The organism is Okeania sp. SIO2C2 (assembly GCF_010692625.1).
GTDB classification, from domain to species: domain Bacteria; phylum Cyanobacteriota; class Cyanobacteriia; order Cyanobacteriales; family Microcoleaceae; genus Okeania; species Okeania hirsuta.
Genome location: NZ_JAAHGM010000002.1, coordinates 260,357 through 281,961 on the forward strand (window position 1 = coordinate 260,357; position 21,605 = coordinate 281,961).

Here is a 21,605-nt window from a genome sequence, read left to right on the forward strand (position 1 = left end):
TCACTAATACTAACAAATCCAGCCAGCTTATTTTGAATAACTTCATTCTCCTGACTCCTGACTCCTGACTCCTGACTCCTTTCTTACAAAACTCCCTTAGAACTAGGAATTTCCCCAACTCGCCTGGGGTCAATTTCCGTAGCCATCCGTAGAGAACGAGCAAAAGCTTTAAACCCTGCCTCAATAATATGATGAGAATTAATTCCAGCCAACTGTCGAATATGCAAAGTCATCAAACTATTATTAGCCACAGCCACAAAAAATTCCCGCACTAACTGAGTATCATAAGTACCAACCCGTTGAGTAGGCATTTCCAAACCATAACTCAAATGTGGACGACCAGAAAAATCCAAGGCCACCTGAACCAAAGCCTCATCCAAAGGAGCCAAAAAATGACCAAAACGCACAATACCCTTGCGATCGCCCAATGCCTGCTTCAAAGCCTGGCCCAAAGTAATCCCCACATCTTCATTAGTATGATGGTCATCAATTTCAATATCCCCCACCGCATGAATTTCCAAATCAATTAGTCCATGAGAAGAAATTTGATGCAACATATGGTCTAAAAAAGGAATCCCAGTACTAGCCTTACAATTGCCCACACCATCAAGATTAAGAGTAACAGTTACATCAGTTTCCCCAGTCGTCCGTTTCACCGAAGCAACTCTGGCAGGCAAATTCAGTTTTGCTGGAGTAGATGAAGAATGGCGATCGCTTATCTGCATAATAAAAATATCAATATAAATTTTGAATTTTAATTTTTCACAGGTAGGTTGAGAATGATGAAAAATATCAAATGACAGTCCAGTAGGGTGCGTTAGGCGCTTACCACAAACTACCATTGAACTGTCAAATATTACGTTGCGCCGTAACGCACCGTTGAGCAGTCTAGTCCAGTAGTGGAACGACATACCTAAAATGGTGCGTGACGACGGGTTACTGAATCCCTTTCATAGTCTAAATTTAAGCCGTCTAACGCACCCTACCAATTTGGCTATCCTTAACTTTTGACTTTTGAATTTTGAATTTTGACTTAAAACTCACATTCCCATAATTTCATAACCAGCATCCACATAAATAACCTGACCAGTAATGCCACTTGCCAGATCGCTACATAAAAAAGCAGCAGTATTACCAACTTCAATTTGAGTCACAGTCCGACGTAATGGAGCTATCTGTTCCACATGATGAATCATATCTTTAATACCACCCACTGCCGAAGAAGCCAAAGTTTTAATTGGACCAGCAGAAATAGCATTGACCCGAATATTTTTCTGACCAAGTTCCGCTGCCAAATAACGAACATTCATTTCCAAAGCAGACTTAGCAATGCCCATCACATTATAATTAGGAACTACCCGCACGCCCCCTAAATAAGTGAGAGTGACAATACTTCCTCCTTCAGTCATCAGTTCCTTCGCCTCAGAACTCAAATCAATCAGAGAATAAGAACTAATTTCCAAAGCACGAGTAAAACCTTCACGAGTAGTATTACTAAAATCCCCAGATAATTCCTCCTTACCAGCAAAGGCCAAGCAATGAATCAAAATATCCAACTTACCCCACTTTTCTCCGACTGCAGCAAAAGTAGCCTTAACCTGTTCGTCGTCCTGAACATTACAAGGTAAATATAAAGAAGGACTCAAAGGTTCTACCAACTCCCAAACCTTCTTTTCAAATCTACCCTTATCATCTGGCAGAAAAGTAACCCCCAAATTTGCCCCAGCTTTGTGAAGTTGTTGAGCAATTCCCCACGCAATAGAACGATTATTCGCAATACCTGTTACTAGAGCATTTTTTCCTGTTAAATCTAACATAATACCTTGATTTATGGAGAAACTATAGTAAAATTTTCAATCAAATAATAAAGTCTAAAATTTAATTTCATACTTAGAAGCTATAATACATAGCATCTTTGACATTAGGCAAATTTATAGATAATATTAGCACCTATGGCCATAATGAGAAATTGAATTTCTCGGTTTCACTGCCCTAATATATATGAATATAAAAGTAAAGTAAGTATTAAATATATTAAATATATATATAGCAATATGTAGAAACTTAATAGTATATTTCAGCAACTGAGCTATTAAGGTTAAGAGATGTTTAGTTAGTTATTAGAGAGTAAGGAAATTGGTCGTGACGCATGATAGACCGCTAGCAGCAGTGTTCCGTAATATATCTGGTGGGTCATATCCGCCAGTTGTAGAAACTTTTGAACGGGGCAAGACAATATTTTTTCCAGGAGACCCTGCAGAGCGCGTCTACGTTCTAATTAAAGGCGCAGTGAAGCTATCGAGGGTGTATGAAGCAGGAGATGAAATTACAGTGGCCTTACTCCGGGAAAATAGTGTATTTGGAGTATTGTCTCTAATTACAGGCCATAAGTCTGACCGTTTCTACCATGCAGTGGCTTTTACCCCTGTAGAATTAATATCTGTGCCAATTGACCAAGTGGAGAAAGCTCTCAGAGAAGATCCAGATTTGTCAGTTGTTTTATTGCGTGGACTTTCATCTCGAATCTTACAGACAGAGATGATGATTGAAACTTTGGCACACCGGGATATGGGGTCTAGACTGGTTAGCTTTTTGTTAATCCTTTGTCGAGATTTTGGAGTTCCTAGCAAAGATGGGATTACCATAGACCTGAAATTATCTCACCAAGCAATTGCAGAAGCAATTGGGTCAACAAGGGTGACAGTTACTCGTCTGCTTGGAGACCTTCGGCAAGATGGAATGATATCTATTCACAAGAAGAAAATTACAGTACATAACCCAGTGGCTTTAAGTCAACAATTTACCTGATTTAGAGACACAAATATCTGTAAAAATCAAGATGAAATAACTGCTGAGGGTAAACTGAAATAATTGTATAATGGCAATCTGAGGAGATCATATTATTTTCTCTTCAAATATTAATTAAGTAACAAAGATTGCCTTATAAAAACCATAAAATATAATATTTATTAGCCAAATAAATAATTACTGTCTATAATAATTACTGTCTATAATTTTTGATATTAGGCATATAGTCTGAGACAATAAACTAAAGGCAACCTCATAATTAAACTACTACCAGCAGCCATTAATGACCGCCGGTATTATCTTAGTATTAGCAATTCTGGTGTTAGGCGGTGTCATCGCTACTATTAGCGATCGCCTGGGGACAAAGGTAGGTAAAGCAAGACTACGACTTTTTAATCTTAGGCCGCGGGATACTGCCGCATTGGTTACTATGCTCACTGGCAGTATTCTTTCAGCTTTAACTTTAGCTATCCTATTTGCAACTAGCAAACCATTAAGAAAAGGTGTTTTCAGAATAGATGAAATCCAAACCAAACTTAATGAAACTCGCAAGGAAGTGACAAAAGCTGAATTTGAAACCACCCGAATCAAAAATGAATTACAAAAAGCAAGAGCTGATTTAGAATTAGCTCTAACTCAATTGAATCAAGTTAATCAGTCTTTGGACAAGGCTTTAGTCCAAAAAACAGAAACAGAATTCCAACTCAAAATAACCAAAGAGCAATTAAATCAAGTTCAAGCAGTAAAAATCCGTACTCAAGAAGAACTTAGGCAAGTTCAAAAAGCAAAAGCTAGAACTGAAGCTGAACTTAATTTAACTCAAAACCAACTCAATAGTATAGTACAACAAAAAGAAACCCTGAGACAAGAAATTGAACAAATGCAAATAGAGCGTCAAAAAATATTAAAAGATTAAAAATATAGCATTTTATAGCAGAAGGAACAAGGAAGAATAAAGAAGCGGTGCGACCCCGCGTCGGCGACAGACGCAAGGGGTAATACCCAGCGGCGACAGTCCTAAGGGAATGCTGACCAAGAGAGGAAGAAGGAAAAGTATTACATTGTCTGAGTTTTAAACTTTTGAACTGTCCTAACCTTTCCTTCGACTGCTATACCTTACCTTTTATCTACTCCCTAAAATTACATTTTTTTTTACCGAACTAATGAATAATATCATGTCCGGTTGAATACTTACAAATAAATGACGGAGCAGTCAGTCCTCAGGAGTCAGGAGGGAAGAAAGAAGAAGAAAGAATAAAGAGGAAAAAAAATCTTTTTTTGATAACTAATTATTTGGACATGATATAATTAAAGTTTAAAGCATTTTTTTTATAGAATAAATAATATTAAATCCGGTTACCATACCACCCTGATTTTAGTAGACAAAATTTTTTATATAATATGGAATTGAGTGAACTATCATAAAGGGGTTGTGGTAATCAGGTTTACTATAAAAAAAACTGTTCGCCAATCCGATAATTTTCAGGAGAAGTAATTATTAATTATTAATTATTAATTATTAATTGCTTAAATTATGCAACTGAGAAAAGTTATACCATTTCTCCATGAAGTTGCACTTAATATAAAGATTAGAATAGTCAGGTTAATCAGGTATGAGCAACAATTATTAAGCGCATTGTTATAGAGAAATGATATTACAACAAAAAGTAAAATCTTAAGAAAAAAGATTAATATAGTCAGCAAATAAAGATCTCCAAACATGATTTTAGGATTTGACCCAGGTAGCCAAAAGTGTGGTATTGCAATTATGGATAGAGAAAAACAACTACACTACCACCAAGTTATAGAATCTCTAGAAGTTGTCAAAAAAATCAAAAACTTACATCAAAAATTTGACATTGATTTAATAGTGATTGGCGACCAAACCCACTCAAAAACTTGGAAGCAAAGCCTCACAAAAATAATTTCAAAAACAGTACCAATCATCAAAATAGATGAACGTTATTCTAGCTTAGAAGCTCGCGATCGCTATTGGCAAATGTATCCTCCTCAAGGTATTTTTCGTCTAATTCCTCTAGGAATGAGAATTCCGCCTAAACCAGTAGATGATATTGTCGCTATAATTTTGATAGAAAGATACTTAAAAAATGACTCTCTCTATAGAGTATAATTAATTTTATCGTATTCATATAATTAACCTATTTCTAAAATTAATAAAGCTATAATAAAATATTAAGTAAAGATTTAATAAATAATTAATTATCAGAAAATATAGAGCCATGAAAGAACAAGAACTGATCCAGCGATACGAACAAGGAGAAAGAAACTTTAGTGGCCTGAATTTAGCTGGAGCTGACTTGAGAGGAGCAATTCTGATTGGCATTAATCTCTCCAAAGCTAATTTAACAGGAGAAAATCTAAGTAGAGCATTCCTCACAAAAACTCAACTCAATCAGCCATGATTACACAGAGCTAACCTCAGCTTTGCCAAAATGGGTGAAACTAAAATGGCCGATGCTGATCTGACAAAAGCTAATCTCAGTGGAGCTTTTTTAATAAAATCAAAACTTCCTAGAGCTAATCTGACAGGTGCTAATTTATGGAGTGCCAACCTATGTAGTGCTACTTTAGAATCCACTAATCTACGAGAATCTAATCTCACGGGTGTTAACCTTAATTGGGCTAATATCTACGAAGCAAAATTAATGGCAACTAGACTATTTGGCGCTCAACTTAACAGGAGTTAACTTTAGAAAAGCTTGGTTGAACGGAATAGATTTGAGTGGATCAGACTTGAATGGAGTGAACTTTAGTGAAGCTAAGTTAAATGGGGCCAACTTAGAAGGAGCAAATTTAATAACACCCAACTTCAGCAATGCTCTAATGCGTAGTATTAAATTAAATAGTGCAGATTTAACAAAAGCAAATTTAACACAAGCTTATTTAGTCAGAGCAAATTTGAATTGGAGTAAACTGTATGACGCTAATTTCAGTGAAGCTAATTTGGATGAAGCAACATTTATCGGAGCAAATCTAGAAAAAGTAAAGTTTGTAAATACAACATTACCAGAATCAACAAGGTTATATTTTAGTTTTGCCACTGCCAGATAATTCAGCTTTTAATTAATCTCAATTTTTCTTTAGTTGAAAGATTAACTGACAAGATAGATATACAGATTAATATAGTTAAAGATATAGTTATAACTACAAGCAATTACGGCGTTGTTTTAGTAAATTTATTTATCTAGATGAAACTAAGTAAATTGCCAAATCTTTCAATAGAAGTAAAAGTGCCTTGCTTCAACAATTAGTAATTAACAATTACCTCTCCTTGAAAAGAAGAGGATTTACTAATAATGAAATTTTTTTTTGTTTCTCCTTTAAAGGAGAGGCTTTAAACCTTAATTATTTGGTAAATATACAGCGTATTTCATATTAGTAAGGTACACCAGTCGCGGGCAAGATGCCCGCACTACAACTATTTTACCATTCATATTTGTACTTAATTTACCTGTAATCTGCTGTATTTTCAGTTCCTTTACCTTCTAATTTAAAATGAGAGGTATATTCAGAAAGATTTCTATAATATCATGTCCGGATAATTAGTTATAAAAAAACTTTCTCCTTCAACTCCAGTTCTTCCTCTTCCTTCTTTCTTTTTTCTTCCCTCCTGACTCCTGACTTCCCCTCCCAGGAGGGGAGGGGTTAGGGGTGGGTTGACTCCTGAGGACTCCGTAGTTATTTATTTATCACTGTTCAACCGGACATAATATAACTTATTGATTAAGACAGATTTAGAGAAGTTTGAAATTCTAGAATCAAAATTGAAAGAATTACATTTTGATGAAATACCAGAAATAATTGCTTTACCAATCGGATCTGGTTATGGTCTTTACCGAAAAATCGAGGTACTGATAACTGATAACTGATAACTGAAATGACATACAGTTGATGAGTAAAAAGATAAACAGTTGATTTGAGTTAATTGAACAATATTCCTACTTATTTCCCCAGACTTGATATTACGATCAGAACAATGATCCTCTCATAATTATTCAAACAAATATAATATTTATATATTTTTGATTTTTAATTTTAAAAAAATCGACAAAAATCGTAATCTGCTGAAAAATCAGAAAATAATGATATAGTTATTCTATAAGGGTAATTACGCCTATATACTTGACTTTTTATTCAATATAAATACACCAACTAGGTCAACCCAAACCAAAAGTTTTAAGCATGACAATAGATTCTACGGATTTTAGAGTCACTTAACTGTACTACCTAAGTATTAGTAGGTAGACAAAAAGTATATATAAAAATGAATCAAAACCGCATCCAAGCCTATATAAATCTAATTCAACAACTATTAAATAGTCCCACAGAAAGAAAAGAGAAAATCCTAGCAACTAACCAAAAATTACTAGATAAAGGATTACTCCAAACAATAATAATGATGGCACAGACATCAGCAGAAAAAGGGAACCAGGAAGCTCAAGAACTATTACTCACCTTTGCAGTAGAACTATCAGAAAAATTAGACATTTCAATTACAGAAAATACCTCAGCAACAGCAACCCCTTTAGAATATTTAGAATTCTTAACCCAGGTATTACAAGCAACCCACGAAAGCAAAAACAATCCTCAAATTATTCACCCTATTTTACAAGAAAACCTCAACAAACTAGACCAAGGTTTAGTAGAAACCTTACAAACTTGGGCTACCTCAACCTTAGTAGAAATTAAACCAGAAGAAGCTTATAGTATTGCTGTAGATATAGTTAACTTCAGTAACCAGATACAAGAGTTTATTCTTGGGGATAAAGCAAATAATTTAGAAATAGCAATTACAGGATATAAAACAGCATTAACTGTATACAATAATAGTTCAAAAACTCATCATTGGGTAAGCATTATTAACAATCTTGGCACTGCTTATATCAACAGAATTTATGGAGATAAATCTGTAAATATTGAGAAAGCAATAGAAATTTATCAATCAGCATTAAAATTAATAGATAGAAAAGATAGTCCCCAAGATTGGGCAATAATTCAAAGTAACTTAGGCAATGCTTATAGTCATAGAATTGAAGGAGATAAAGCCAAAAATATTGAACAATCAATAGTCGCTTATCAAAGAGCATTGGAAATTATTACCAAAGAAAAATTTCCCCAACAATGGGCAACTATTCAAAATAATTTAGCTAATACCTACTTAACGCGAATTACAGGAAAAGTCGGCGATAATATTGAATTAGCAATAGATGCTTACCAAAAAGCATTACAAATTATCGATCGGGAAGAAAATTCTCTAGACTGGGCAGTAACTCAAAGCAATCTTGGTAATGCCTATCTAAATAGAATGACAGAAAATGTAGAGAAAAATATTGAGCAAGCAATTGCAACTTATCAGCAAGCATTAAAAATTATTAATAGGGAAAATCAACCTTACCAGTGGGCAAATATTCAAAAAAATCTAGGCACTGCTTACTTAAATAGATTCATAGGAAAAAAAAGCAAAAATATTGAATTAGCTATTACAGCTTATCAACAAGCATTAACAGAAATTACTCCTATTGATTCTCTATTAGATTGGGTAATAATTTCCATAAATCTTGGCACTGCTTACCTCCACCGAGACACAGCAGAAAGAGTGGAAAATATTGAACTATCAATTGCAGTTTATCAACAAGTGCTGCAAGTTATTAATCCAGAAAAATTTGCTTTATGGTGGGGAATTATTCAAAAAAATCTTGGTGATGCTTATAGTTATAAAGTCAGAGAAAATATAGAAAATATTGCTGATTTTTATCAAAATATTGAATTAGCAATTACAGCATATCAACAAGCATTAAATATTTTTACTGTAGAAAGTTTTCCACTTGAATGTCTAGAAATTTATCGTAAATTAGGCGATTTAGGATTTCAAAAGGAAAATTGGCAACTTGCTATTGAAAGTTATCAAGTAGCAATTAAGTTGCTAGAAATAACTCAAAGTTTGGCAAATACCGAAATATCTTACAAAGAGATGTTAGCTGAATCAATTTATATGTATGGCAACATAGTAGAATGTTATGTCAAAATTGAGGAATATGAACAAGCATTAGAATATGTAGAAGCTTCTCGCTCTCGTCGTTTAGTAGAGTTAATGATGATCGACAACATTGATAAAAATGAGGAAAAGCCAGCAGAAGTAGAAGAATATTATGATTTACAACAACAAATTAATCAGCTCAGTTTTGATACTACTAGAATTAATAAACCAATTACAGTGGGAAGTAGGTTTAGCATCAAAGAAATTAAATCAGAGAATCAAGAAAAGATTTCTTTATTAAAAGAAAGACAGCAAAAAATTTGGCAAAAAATTTGGAATAGCGATCGCGTACTAGCGGAACAGTTACAAGTTACATATCTGAGTTTTTCAGATATTCAGCAGTTAGTAAAGGATGGAAAAACTGCCATTATAGATTTTTATTCTACCAAAAATAATACCTATATATTTCTTCTGACTCAGCAGCAACTTACTGTTCATATTTGTCAAGGGGAGGGAATTGATAAATTACAAACTTGGATACATGATAATTGGTTGAAACTCCATGCAGAAAATAGCAGTGAATGGCAGAGTAAAATGGAGGCTTTTCTTTCAGAATTATCAGAAAAATTAGAATTAAATCAATTAATAAAACAACTGAATGAGATAAAAGAATTAATTATTATTCCCCATTTATATCTACATCAAATACCTTACGCTGCTTTACCAGTTACCAGAGAAAAAGAAACAAAGTATTTGTGTGATTATTTCCGTTTAATAATTTTACCTAGTTGTCAAATTCTCAATTATTGCTCAGAGCGCTCGCTCATTAATAATCCCCGCAAAATAGGAATTGTGGAAACTCCTATAACAAATAAATTTTATACAAGATATGAATGTGAAACTCTAGCAAATATGTACTTAATTTCTCCCCAAAAACGTCTGCAATATAGTCAGGCAAAAATTAATAATTACCAAAGTTTTATTCAACAAGTACAAGTGCTGCATTCCAGTCACATTTCTCAAGTAAATCTTGTAAATCCCTTAGCATCAAAACTAAATTTATTTGATGGAGATATAGTTCTTAGCAAAGTTTTTACCTGGCGTTTACCAGAATTATTTGATGTATTTCTTTCCAGTTGCGAAATTAATATCAATCAAACTAAAATTTCTGACGAAATTCTCACATTTGCTAGTGCTTTTATTAGTGCAGGTGCCCGTCATGTAATTAGTTCACTATGGTTAGTAGAAGATTTAGCCGCAGCATTATTTTGCATTTTATACTATCAACATCGCCAAAAACATAACCGTTCGGAAGCATTCAAAAAAGCACAAAATCAACTTCGTTATTTAACAGGAACTCAGCTTAGTAGTTATAAAAAGCAACTAGAAGGATATTTAGAAGAATACAAGAAACATGAAAACTCTGAAAAAATACAACAAAAAAAAGAACTCTTATCATGGTTTTGTCAACAGAGTCTTCCATTTACTCATCCTTATTACTGGGCAGGTTTTATTTCCCAAGGTATTTCTTGAAGAAGGCACTTATGCAGAAGGCACTTATACAGAAGGAAAAATTACTGATGGATAGTCTCCGAGCGGCCACTCAGTGTCTTATACCAATTTGAAAAAAGAATGCTATATTTAAGTGAAATTTCAATTATTAAGTAATTAACAATAACTAGCTAATAATTTTTTTGATAATTATTAGCCAGTTATTGTTAATTATTCTTGTTTTTACCTCTCCCCTACTCCCCCGCTCAAGAAAATGTAGCAAATATTTATCAAACTGGTATTATATCCCCAAACAATTTTCAGCACTCCTGTTGACGGTAGGGTATTAAACCCCCCACAGATAAAGATAAAATAGAATTATTTATAGTAGAAATATTTAGTAAAAATATCTCTAGTTATATCAAGATCGGCAGTCGTCAATTTCTATTATGAATTTCTGTGGAAATTGAAAATACTCCTAGCTCCCCATCTCTTTTTCAATAGATATTGTTACTTGACAGGTCTGTCTGAAAAATTACCGAAAAATTGTCGTTTAAAGCCTCCTCTTTAAAGGGTATAAAAAGAAAAATTTTCCTTTGAGTCAATACTCTTCTTTTAAAGGAGAGGTAATTATTAATTATTAATTATTAATTATTAATTATTAATTATTAATTGTTGAAGCCTATCTAAAATTAGGTTGTTATCTGTTGATAAAGAATAGCCTTACCTTGTCTTTTTCCAGAATCTTTCCACCCTCTTTGTTCTAAATCACCTAATCTATTAAGAGTAGTTATATACGCAGGAGAACAACCTAGAACTTTCCCTAGTTCCCTTGCCGTTTTTAATTCTTGAACATCATTATTCAATCCGCTTTTTGTCATTTCTTTTTGATCGATAATTGTTGTCATTGATGATTGTTCATATTCATATCGATCTTTGAATACAAGGTCTACTTTTTCTATACTGTGTAATTTCTTATTTTCTTTAGGAGTTACTAAATCTTCAGCATCATCTATTTCTTTAACTTCTTGAATCAATTTTTTTTCTATATATTTGTCTATATAACTATCCAGTTTATTCCCAATATACTTTCCTATTGCCACATTAATTTTAGTTTCCAAACTAAGTGATAAAATACTTTGATTGCCATCTATTTCTTCTCCTAAATAAAGATCGATAAACAAATTTAAAACTTCAAAAGCTGTAGCATCATTATCCTTACATTTTACTTGGAAGCGTTGCCATTTACCACGAGTTAATTTCAGATTGATCTGAACTTTATCTTCTCTATCATTGCTATACATATTAACTAAATATCTAGATTCTGAACTTTATCTTCTCTATCATTGCTATACATATTAACTAAATACCTAGATAAGGGACGAAATTAAAGCATAAATTACGCTTGAAAGCCTAAAGCTATTTATCTACCACTTATGGTATTGTCTATAATTATATACAAAAAATCAAATGATTTTGGCAATTTTATTGATTGATAAAAATTTAATTCATCTTGACAAAATAATTGATAATTATCATCAATAATTCACTATGATTTACTTAATCTGGAAGTTTAAGATTGTAAATAGGAATACAGGATACTAATCAATATTTAGTGATTTTATGCTTATTTTTTAGAAAAAATTATTGAGGAAATTTATTATTAAACTTATTCAAGAAACAAAATAATTGAAAAACAGCTAAAATATGAACGTCCTCTAATTTAAAAATACACTTCCAGTTTCTTCAATTAATAAACTAGATTTATCCAAATTAAAATTATTAGTCTCAGTCATATTTAATTTCAAAAGACTATTTTCAACAATAAACTGAGGTTTTATCAATAAAAAACCTCCCTTATCCCGATAAAAAGTAATATTGACAGGAACTTTTAATTCCCTTAAAATCACTTCTGACTTTCCTGACAACTGGCGTTGTGTAGTATCTCCAATTATCTCATAAGAAATTGTAGCAGCAGTATTATTTGCAAGTTTGATATTGACCAAACCATTTACAGGTTGAATAATGCCAATAGGCAATTGTCTTGTTCCAGGTAAAGGAGCTGTAGAGTCATTAACAATTAATTGTTTTGGGGGTTGACTAGGCTGAGTTTGAACAGTATTTGATGGTGATACAGTAGAAGACGGTTTCTCTGGTGAAGGTTGTTTTGGGGGTTGACTAGGCTGAGTTTGAACAGTATTTGATGGTGATACAGTAGAAGACGGTTTTTCTGGTGAAGGTTGTTTTAAAGGTTGAGAATCAAAACGAGGCAACTGTGCTAGGCTAAGATTAGGTAAAGTTATACTTGATAGCAATATAATTATCAGCCCACAAATTTGCTTCTTTAGTCTAGTATTTATGCTGAATAACTGATTCAAAAACTGCATAATTATTTGCCTAAATAATCTAATTAGTTAAATACCTATTATGATATCAGGAAAATGTTAGAGTAAATAGTTTATGAAAAGTTACGATTGGATTGTAGTTGGTGGCGGAATAACAGGAGCAGCTCTCAGTTATGAATTGGCAAAAAAAGGTTTTACCGTACTCCTGTTGGAAAAATACCCTACTTTAAAAGGTGCAACCCGTTATAGTTATGCTATTTTATCCTACTGGTCTGGTACTACAGATTGGACTAATCAACTTTTTCAGGAAGCAAAAGAACGTCATCATTATCTATCTGAAGAATTAGAAGCAGATACCCAATTTCAAGAGTTAGATTTATTGCTAACCATCGCCACCGAATATGACCCAAAAAAAATAGCTACTAATTTCTCTCAGTGTAATATTGTACCTCGCCTAATTAGTGTCCAAGAAGCCTGTGAAATGGAACCCTTACTAAATCAAGAGGCGATCGCAGGAGCTTTAACTGTTCCTAGCGGTCATGTTTCCCCAGAAGCAACAACTTTAGCCTACTGTCAAGCATTTACCAAAATAGGAGGTCAAACTGAAATTGCAGAGGTAACGGGGTTAGTCAAAACAGGCGATCATATAACTGGAGTCCACACAACTACTCAAACTTATCACGCTGCCAATGTAGTAATTTGTGCTGGTGGAATTTCTCGTCATTTCCTAAAATCAGCAGGCATCCCCACCCGTGTTTACTTCACCCATGCCGAGATGTTAGAAATTCCTCCTGTGGAATTGCAACTAAATACTAGCGTTTTAACAGCAGTACAAAAACGTTTTCAATGTGAAGCTGCTACAAGTAAAGTTGAGTTTGAGCAAATGTGGGATGAACCTGGTCACGAATTTGTGCCATTTAGCTTAGATGCTGGTGCAATTCAATTTAAAAACGGTAGCATCAGAATAGGTCAAATTTCCCGCGTACTCACGGACCCCTACACTAAAGTCGATCCTACTCAAAGTGAAGTTGCTATGCGAGCAGAGATCGGAAAAGTTTTACCTGCATTAGAAAATTTACCTGCAACCTGGCATCACTGCTTAGTAGCATACAGTGCTGACGACTTACCCCTCATAGGAGCTATTCCTCATCTAGAAGGGATACATATTTTTTCTGGGTTCAGTAGTCCCTTTGCATTTGTACCTCCCCTAGCTAAAAGATTCGCTAATTATGTAGTCGGAGAAAATGATGAAATTATCAAGCAATTATCTCCTCATCGCTTTGTCTAACTAATAGACATCTGGCGAAAAATAATTAACTTTTTGCAGAAGTAGGCAACAGCGGTGCGACCCCGCGTCGGCGTCAGACGCAAGCGGTCAGACCCCGCGACGACGCCAGTCGCAAGGGAATGCTGACCAAGAGAGGGAATGCGCACCAAGAGAGGCAACAGGCAACAGGCAACAGGGAAGAAAATTTCTGAAAAAAAACACAAAAAATGATCCATAAGTATAATTTCCACTCCTATGTCTAATTAGTCCTCTTCATAGTTATATCCTTACCTACATAATGGGCACAAAATTATGCTCGGTTTAATCGAGATGTAATGATGGCTCGTTTTAAGCGAATTGTTGAAAAGCATTTAGTGGGAGGTAAACCAACAAAACCACTATTAGATGTGAACTGTCATCACAATTATGCCGAAAAAGAAGTACATTTTGGCGAGGAAGTTTATGTAACTCGTAAAGGTGCTGTGCGAGCGCAGGAAGAAGATTATGGAATTATTCCTGGTTCAATGGGAGCAAAATCTTTTATTGTCAAAGGAAAAGGAAACCATGAAAGTTATTGTAGCTGTAGTCATGGTGCTGGCCGAATGATGTCTCGCACTCAAGCTAAAAAACGTTTTTCTGTTGATGATTTAGTGAAGCAAACTGAGGGAGTAGAGTGTCGAAAAGATGGTGGTGTGATTGATGAAATTCCTGGTGCTTATAAATCTATTGAGGAAGTGATGAATCAGCAAACTGATTTAGTAGAAGTTGTGGCAACTCTTAAACAAGTTGTCTGTGTAAAAGGGTAAAGATAAAATCGGCATTGGTAAATTAGGGTATGATATTAATCTTAATTACTTAGGAGCCAGGAGTCAGAACTCAGGAGTCAGGAGGGAAGAAAGAAGAAGAAATAAGGAATAGAAGGAGAAAGTTTTTTGTTTGCGCTCTTATCCGGACAATATATCATACCTCAAATCACCAACGCCGAAAAATCAAAAAGCCTGTTTCTCAGATTTCTCAGATTTCGGAAACAGGCTTTAATTAATAATAATCCTGGCATCAAAATATTTTCAGGTTGTTGTGCAAAACCAGGGATAAAGATATCAATACACTACCTAAAACAACAAAGCATCTTTCTAATATATGGGAAAGATGCTTTATTAAATATTACCCTGGCATCGAGCTATTTTCACATGGGGCTACCCCCAAAGTATCTTCGCCAGCACTACGTTTCACTACCGAGTTCGAGATGGAGTCGGAGTGGGTCCATAGCCTCATAGACACCAGGAATACAGAAATCAAAGAAACACAGAAGGCTGCATAGTCAGTAAGAAGTGAAAAGTGAAATGAGGTCAAGTCCTCGGTCTGTTAGTGTGTCTAGGCTGCATACATTACTGCATTTCCACCGGACACCTATTAACGGGTAGTCTTCCCGTGACCTTACCTACTTAAAGTAGTGAGAGCACTCATCTTGAGGTGGGCTTCCCACTTAGATGCTTTCAGCGGTTATCCGCTCCGCACTTGGCTACCCTGCGTTAAATTTAAACAATTTTTACTAAAAATTTATGCTCTGATTACTACTAGAAAACGACTGGTATTTTAGATAGTATATGTCCCCAAAAACTATGAACTAGAATCGAACCTACTCAAATTAGAAGATACACTACATATAGCTTACCTGCGTAAGTCCTGATAAATAACGACGGAGGAGTCAGGAGTCAGTCATCAGGAGTCAGGAGTCATATCATTTCCGGTAGCATCGGAGCGTGTATAAAATTAAGGTGAGAATAGGAGAAAACCTTCTGCCTCCAGCATAGCTGCTTTCTGCCTTCCTTCCACCAAAGTCTAATTATTCAACCGGACATGATATCAGGAGGGAATAAAGAAGAAGGAAGAAGAAGAACAGGATAAGAAGAAAAAAGTTTTTTGATCACGCTCTTATCCGGACATGATATAAAAACTTGAGAAATATCTACTTTTCCTTCTTGAAAATTTTCTTCTCTCTTCCTTCTTCCTTACCGGTACTTTGGCAAAAAATATGTTAATAACAGCATCAAACCCTTATATAGTCTAGGTTTTAAATTTGACCAACCTTTTTCCTGATATATCTAGGTTTTCCTGCGGAATGATACGCAAAGAGCCATTTTTAGCCAGAGCAACGTATTTCCCTTACCCCTACTAGCTTTGAAGGCATTTTCGCTGTAAAAAATATCAAAGTACCGTTACTGTATTTGTCACAAACAGTTATCAAATTGGTATCACACTATGTGTGCTGCGAGAGTGAAAAAACAGATCAAAAAAAGAGGTTACTCAAACACCTATGTCTGAAATTGTGCGATCAAAAGTATTTTTTTCAAACTATCCTACACAAAAAGCTCATAGTTGCCCAACTATTAATATCTAGAGCATAATCATCAGTTGATAACCCACTTGATTGAACAGCTGATTGACTAGCACTTTGTAAGTCTCGTAATACTGCTTGTGCTACATTCAAAGGATTTAATACTTCTTGAATTACTCCATCGTTTCTAGCTTGACGTACCTCTCCATTAAGAGCTGCTATTGTTTCCTTGAATGGTTGATAGCTACAGATAATTAGGCTTTCTGCCAACCCTTCAGGACCGATTAGTTTCCACCCAAAAGATTCTGTATCTCTAGGAAAATTACTAATCACAGGAGGCATATTTACGCTATCTTCTGGAGAAATAGCAAACCCGGTTTCTGAAGACTCGTTATTATTGAGAGATTGATTAGATGCAGCAGGATCGAGAACAAGAATGCACCCACTACTGTCTAAACTGAATAACATAAAATAAACTGGGCGATCGCCGTCATTATACAATCGACATTGAATTCGACTACCAATTGGTAATGTGAGTAATCCATTAGAAACTCCAAAGCTGCCTACACCTTCTATGTTCGTTTTAAATTTCGCCTCATTACTTACCCCTAAAGTTTCCCTACGCATAACTATCTTTGCTTCTGGAGTAATAGTAGCGAAATTGGTTCTGACTTTAATTTGAGTCGAACTTTCATTTCTCGTTAAGCGTAGTATTTTAGCTGCGAGTAAAGTTTTTAATTGGGAACTTAACCTTTGTACTGCTACTTTTACTGCTTCTCCTCCTTCCCCTACTTCTCCTACACTACTGGGTATAAGCACCTCGCCTAGAGAAAATAGAGCATAACGACCTTGGTACATCGAAGGTAGAGGAGCAGAGAGACTTTGAGCAATAGTTGTTTCTGGTACTCGACTAAATATATAATCTGCTGCTTGAATATTGTTTACTACTGTAACTTGGGACTCTGCGGAGAATCCACTGGTAGCATCTACCCGCTCAATTCTTGACAGTTCCCGATCGAGAGCAATAGTCAATTCAGTAGGTTTCGGCAAAATACGAATTTTTTCTCGCACCATTTCTCCTGCCAAAAGTTGAGGATTAGGAGAAGATGTTTGAGTATTTTTTTGTGTTTGGTTGTTTAGATTTTCTCCATTTTCAAACTTCTGTTTTTCCTGCTCTGACAACTCTTGTGAATTATTAGTTTCAATAATTATAGAAGCTTTAGCTGTTAAACCAGTACGACTGCGAATTTGTAATTGAAATTGGTAGTTGTTTGAGTTTAAATCCGAAGAAGGTACAGTTGTGAATAGGGAATTAGATGTAACTGCATCAAGAACATTAATTGGCAGTCCTCCTAGCCAAAGGTTTGCTATTTTGCCGTTATCTTCTACTGAGGTGACTACACCACTAGCAGGGGGTGATAGGGAGGTTAAGAGATTTTGATAAGGCGTAGCTACTGGAGTTATAGTAGCTTCTTCTGTAAATTGAGCTATATTTTGTTTTGCTGCTTCTTTGAGTTCCGGTTGTTGATAAGTTCCAGCTAGTTGTTCGACGAAGCTAGTTGCTTGTGCAAAACTAATCTGTAATTTTGTTGCCGGAGTTGTATGCCATAAATTTTGGGTAAGAGCATAAGTAAATAGACCTGAGCTAAAACCATTCCAGTCAGTTTCGGTAGCAAATTGGCTATCTCGACTAGCATTCAAGATCAATCCTGGTAATTGGCTTTGATTAATTAGCTGTCTTCTTGCCAAATTTTGATGATCGCGTAGCAGTGTTTGTATTGCTTTCTCTTTTTTATTAATTTCCTCTGTAGTCGAACTAGGTCGAGAGCGAACTCTGAGAAAACCTTGCAAACTTTGACCGGGATATACATAGCTAGTGTCTAGTACAGTCACTACTTTTGTTGTCTCAAGCGATTGCACTAATAACCATAGAGTTTCTTCTAGTACGTCATTTATTGCTCTACCTTCATTGTTAAGTGATACAGCGTCTATTGGCACTAGAGTATTTTGAAATGTTAATTTTGAGGAACTGGACTCATTTTGTTCATTCTCATTTATCATTTTGCTGACACGACTACCATAACCACTAAAGTGAAAGAGAACTAGGTCATCAGGTCTAGCTTGATTAGTGAGATGATCAATAAAAGCTGTTTCTATATTTTCTCTAGTTGCTTGTTTATTTGTGAGAGTGAGAATATCAGTAGGTAAAAAACCAAACTTATGAACTAGCAATTCCTGCTGCATCTCCACATCTGTAATACACCCAGATAGAGGTGCATCCGGATATTCATTAATACCTATGAGAAGTGCTAATTTACGTCCAGTAGTTTGAGCTAGAGCAGTTGAGTAACGACTTTGGAGTCGCCACCACCATGCTTCACTTATTCCCAATGCTCCCAGGGCCAAGCTAGCCCTTTGCAGAAATTCACGCCGCTTTAATCCCATGCTTTTTCCTTAAAGTCTTCACCTGAACTGAGTCAATTAGGACTTTTTATAACAACATTATTATTAATTTTCTACATAATTGAAGCATTCTGCAGTTAACCGATAGGGGCGATCGTAGCTAACTTTAAACACTTGCGAGTTTAATTTACTACATCTTTCAGGTCAGCTCCTAAGCAGCCATCCAGTTAAAGCAAATTTAATATAGATAACTTGACCCAATTCTTAGGGGAGGTTGAAAAGCTTACTTTTTGTATAGCTTTTTCAACCCACCTCCAAATTCTGGTACAATTATGCCTCATCATTAAGGAGTTTACCAGAAAAATTTCTGCTAATATCAGCTAGATGCTTTCATTGCCTTAGCCAACTCTTCTGCGACCTCTGGTCGTGAAAATTCTGGTGGTGGTAACTCACCCCGACGTAACATTTCTCGTACTTTTGTTCCTGATAGATGAATTCGTTCTTCTGGCAAACTTGGACTTGTTTTACTTGTGGCCATACCTTTAGTACGAGTACAGTAGAAAGCGTGTTCAAACTTCATTGGAACAATATCTAACTCTCCGGGTTCAAACTCATCAAAGATATATTGAGCATCATAAGTACCATAATAATCCCCTACCCCGGCATGATCTCGACCAACGATGAAATGGGTACAACCATAGTTTTTCCGCACTAAAGCATGAAAAATTGCTTCCCTTGGGCCAGCATAACGCATGGCTGAGGGATTAATGGCCATAATTACTCGGTTTTGAGGAAAGTATTTCTCAAACATAATCTCGTAGCAACGCATCCTGACATCAGCAGGAATGTCATCGGATTTTGTCGCACCTACTAAAGGATGTAGAAATAAACCATCTACTACTTCTAAAGCACACTTTTGAATATATTCATGGGCACGGTGGATGGGGTTACGAGTTTGGAAACCTACTACTGTTTTCCAATCTCTTTCTAGAAATAGTTTTCTGGACTCGGCCGGATCGATTTGATATTTGGGAAATAATGGGTGAGGATGACGTTCTAATAACCATACTGGACCTGCCAAGTTAACGGGGCCAGCATCATAGAGAACTTTTACTCCTGGATGTTTGATTTCGTCTGTACGATAAACATTAATTGCTTCATGGGCTTTATTGTAGCGAAACTTTTGAGTTAATTCTAAAACTCCTACAAATTCTCCATCGGGAGAATCAAGACGCACCCAACTTCCTTCTTTGATTGAATCTGCTACTTCTTCTGAGACTGGTAGAGTGACTGGTATACTCCAAGGTAGACCATTTTGAAGACGCATATCAGTAACTACGGTTTCATAGTCTGCCGCTTCCATAAAGCCATTTAGAGGACTAAAACCTCCTATAGCTATCATCACTAAGTCTGAAAGTGCTCGTTTATCTAGTTGTACTCGTGGTAAGCTTTCGGCTTTTTCCATGAACTCTTGTCGTTCTGCTGGTGTGGCAATCCGATTAATCAGATGGCCACCGTGTGCTGGTATACCATTGGGATGCTGACTCAAAGCAATTCCTCTCTTTGTTAACTACAGTAGTTGATCAAAATTAGGTTTTCTCATCTCGATCTTACATCTTTGAGGCACTTCTATCTTCAAATTTAGTTGTTAGAAGTTGACTGAGGTTAAGGTAACTATCAAAGATGCTTTCTTTTTTCTAACTTCTTTAGTTGTAATTATATGGCCGGACTTAATCAAAATTATATCTAAGGCCCAGGGTGGTAAAAAAATTGTGTCGCTATCTATATAAAAACTCTAAATATTTATAAATCACAATTTACTAATATAGCATTTCTATTTAATTAAGCTGTGAGAATATTTTTGAGGAATAAAGTAACTGGGAATTAAATTAGGAATATTTGTTTGATCGTTACAGTCATAAAATCTTACTACATTCGTAACAAAATCTAAATTAATTATAGATAATCAGGTCTGACATTATTATCAGTATTTTCTTCTCTCTAATTTTCAGAGATTTTCTACACAATCTAATGTAGATATAAAAAAAGTAAAAATCAGATAATGTAAAGTTATGTAAATAAAATGTTGTCTTGAATGTAAATAATTTGACAAAAACTGATTTGACAAATTAGTATTATCTAAATAAGAAGTTGATAAAACTACAAAATTTAACTAGATAAACTATTAGCAATCTTTGATAATAAGTGCTAAAAATACGCCATTATATTTTGAGGACAAATTAAAGAATAAAGTCAAGGTTTTGCATCTGATTAATAATTAATTAGAGGTCAAAAAATTAGCACTCACCTTGAAAGACTGCTAACTTGAATGTATCTAAAATATAGTTATAATATCAAAAATAATTAGAGAGGAAACACAGAAATGCAGTATACTTTTGAACTTTTAGGTATTTCTCCAATCTTACATTTTTTTAATCACCAACAAAAACTGCAAGTAGAAAAAAACTTAACTGTAGAATATCTCGGAAACCATGAATGTTCTCTAGATGTGTTTATAAAATCTGTTGAAAATGTTTCTACTAATCGTGGTTGGAGAGTAGATAAAGTTGTCGAAACAGTGATTAATTTTTGGATGAATAACCCTGATAGTATTCAGTATTGGAATTCTCGCTTAAAAGATGCTGGGGAGGAAAACCTTTTAGTGGCAAGAGTGGGAGATATTAAATCTTTAAGGCAATCCTTTGAATTATTATTGAATAATTAGGTGGTATTGATGTGGGTCTGGAGATATTTCATTCGCCAATGTAATGTCTACATAAAGACGGGCAATAAAAGTAATATTTGCAGACTTTTTATCTTAAAAATTGAAATTTGGAATTTTCTTAATTCAGATAAGTTAGCTATATTGCATAAGTTATGTAAACTCGTGATTTTTTGATCTAATATTATGTCCGGATAATAGCGTGACAAAAAAACTTTCTACACTTTAAAACT

The 21,605-nt window shown here is 34.8% G+C and carries 16 protein-coding genes, 1 rRNA gene, 1 pseudogene and 1 other annotated feature; of the genes and pseudogenes, 11 read left to right on the forward strand and 7 right to left on the reverse strand.

Annotated elements, in window-relative coordinates; genetic code table 11:
* Positions 1 to 83 precede the first annotated feature (83 nt).
* Both hisB and fabI read right to left on the reverse strand, forming a co-directional pair.
* Positions 84 to 725, reverse strand: a complete 642-nt coding sequence (gene hisB / locus F6K18_RS02025) for an imidazoleglycerol-phosphate dehydratase HisB (RefSeq protein WP_287518209.1) — start codon at positions 723 to 725, stop codon at positions 84 to 86.
* Positions 726 to 1,040: 315 nt separating this feature from the next.
* Positions 1,041 to 1,817, reverse strand: coding sequence for an enoyl-ACP reductase FabI (gene fabI, locus F6K18_RS02030; protein ID WP_287518131.1), 777 nt, complete (start codon positions 1,815 to 1,817; stop codon positions 1,041 to 1,043).
* A 319-nt stretch (positions 1,818 to 2,136) separates the two neighbouring features.
* On the opposite strand from fabI, the gene ntcA reads away from it, so the two are divergent.
* The 8 genes from ntcA to F6K18_RS02060 all read left to right on the forward strand — a co-directional run bounded on the left by ntcA (position 2,137) and on the right by F6K18_RS02060 (position 10,339).
* A complete protein-coding gene (ntcA, locus tag F6K18_RS02035; protein ID WP_124146907.1) occupies positions 2,137 to 2,808 on the forward strand; it encodes a global nitrogen regulator NtcA in 672 nt (223 codons plus the stop codon).
* Positions 2,809 to 3,091: 283 nt separating this feature from the next.
* Complete coding sequence (locus F6K18_RS02040) at positions 3,092 to 3,724, forward strand: DUF3084 domain-containing protein (RefSeq protein WP_287518133.1); 633 nt, start codon at positions 3,092 to 3,094, stop codon at positions 3,722 to 3,724.
* 804 nt (positions 3,725 to 4,528) lie between these two features.
* Entirely contained in the window at positions 4,529 to 4,939 is a 411-nt protein-coding gene (locus F6K18_RS02045) for a pre-16S rRNA-processing nuclease YqgF (RefSeq protein ID WP_287518135.1), read from the forward strand.
* A 109-nt stretch (positions 4,940 to 5,048) separates the two neighbouring features.
* On the forward strand, positions 5,049 to 5,231 hold the full coding sequence (locus tag F6K18_RS36335; protein WP_353734982.1) for a pentapeptide repeat-containing protein: 183 nt from the start codon (positions 5,049 to 5,051) through the stop codon (positions 5,229 to 5,231).
* 30 nt (positions 5,232 to 5,261) lie between these two features.
* Positions 5,262 to 5,516, forward strand: a complete 255-nt coding sequence (locus tag F6K18_RS36340) for a pentapeptide repeat-containing protein (protein ID WP_353734983.1) — start codon at positions 5,262 to 5,264, stop codon at positions 5,514 to 5,516.
* 31 nt (positions 5,517 to 5,547) lie between these two features.
* On the forward strand, positions 5,548 to 5,880 hold the full coding sequence (locus F6K18_RS36345; protein ID WP_353734984.1) for a pentapeptide repeat-containing protein: 333 nt from the start codon (positions 5,548 to 5,550) through the stop codon (positions 5,878 to 5,880).
* 668 nt (positions 5,881 to 6,548) lie between these two features.
* On the forward strand, positions 6,549 to 6,698 hold the full coding sequence (gene cutA / locus F6K18_RS02055; RefSeq protein WP_287518136.1) for a divalent cation tolerance protein CutA: 150 nt from the start codon (positions 6,549 to 6,551) through the stop codon (positions 6,696 to 6,698).
* A gap of 395 nt (positions 6,699 to 7,093) precedes the next feature.
* Positions 7,094 to 10,339, forward strand: a complete 3,246-nt coding sequence (locus tag F6K18_RS02060) for a CHAT domain-containing protein (protein ID WP_287518138.1) — start codon at positions 7,094 to 7,096, stop codon at positions 10,337 to 10,339.
* A 650-nt stretch (positions 10,340 to 10,989) separates the two neighbouring features.
* Here the strand turns inward: F6K18_RS02060 and F6K18_RS02065 are convergent.
* Together F6K18_RS02065 and F6K18_RS02070 are read right to left on the reverse strand one after the other, a co-directional pair.
* A complete protein-coding gene (locus F6K18_RS02065) occupies positions 10,990 to 11,601 on the reverse strand; it encodes a hypothetical protein (protein WP_287518140.1) in 612 nt (203 codons plus the stop codon).
* Positions 11,602 to 12,015: 414 nt separating this feature from the next.
* Complete coding sequence (locus F6K18_RS02070) at positions 12,016 to 12,612, reverse strand: hypothetical protein (RefSeq protein WP_287518143.1); 597 nt, start codon at positions 12,610 to 12,612, stop codon at positions 12,016 to 12,018.
* Between the two features lie 145 nt (positions 12,613 to 12,757).
* Here F6K18_RS02070 and F6K18_RS02075 point away from each other — a divergent pair, with 145 nt between their 5' ends.
* A complete protein-coding gene (locus F6K18_RS02075; RefSeq protein ID WP_287518144.1) occupies positions 12,758 to 13,930 on the forward strand; it encodes an FAD-binding oxidoreductase in 1,173 nt (390 codons plus the stop codon).
* 290 nt (positions 13,931 to 14,220) lie between these two features.
* Positions 14,221 to 14,715: pseudogene (locus F6K18_RS02080) on the forward strand (RtcB family protein); the annotation flags it as partial.
* Between the two features lie 361 nt (positions 14,716 to 15,076).
* Here the strand turns inward: F6K18_RS02080 and rrf are convergent.
* The 3 genes from rrf to sat all read right to left on the reverse strand — a co-directional run bounded on the left by rrf (position 15,077) and on the right by sat (position 20,199).
* A 5S ribosomal RNA gene (gene rrf / locus F6K18_RS02085) occupies positions 15,077 to 15,194 on the reverse strand.
* A gap of 72 nt (positions 15,195 to 15,266) precedes the next feature.
* Positions 15,267 to 15,535, reverse strand: a sequence feature (23S ribosomal RNA rRNA prediction is too short).
* A 724-nt stretch (positions 15,536 to 16,259) separates the two neighbouring features.
* On the reverse strand, positions 16,260 to 18,692 hold the full coding sequence (locus tag F6K18_RS02090; RefSeq protein WP_287518147.1) for a caspase family protein: 2,433 nt from the start codon (positions 18,690 to 18,692) through the stop codon (positions 16,260 to 16,262).
* A gap of 334 nt (positions 18,693 to 19,026) precedes the next feature.
* Complete coding sequence (gene sat, locus F6K18_RS02095) at positions 19,027 to 20,199, reverse strand: sulfate adenylyltransferase (RefSeq protein ID WP_287518149.1); 1,173 nt, start codon at positions 20,197 to 20,199, stop codon at positions 19,027 to 19,029.
* A gap of 834 nt (positions 20,200 to 21,033) precedes the next feature.
* Between sat and F6K18_RS02100 the strand changes: the two genes are divergently transcribed.
* Entirely contained in the window at positions 21,034 to 21,375 is a 342-nt protein-coding gene (locus tag F6K18_RS02100) for a hypothetical protein (RefSeq protein WP_124142834.1), read from the forward strand.
* Positions 21,376 to 21,605 lie beyond the last annotated feature (230 nt).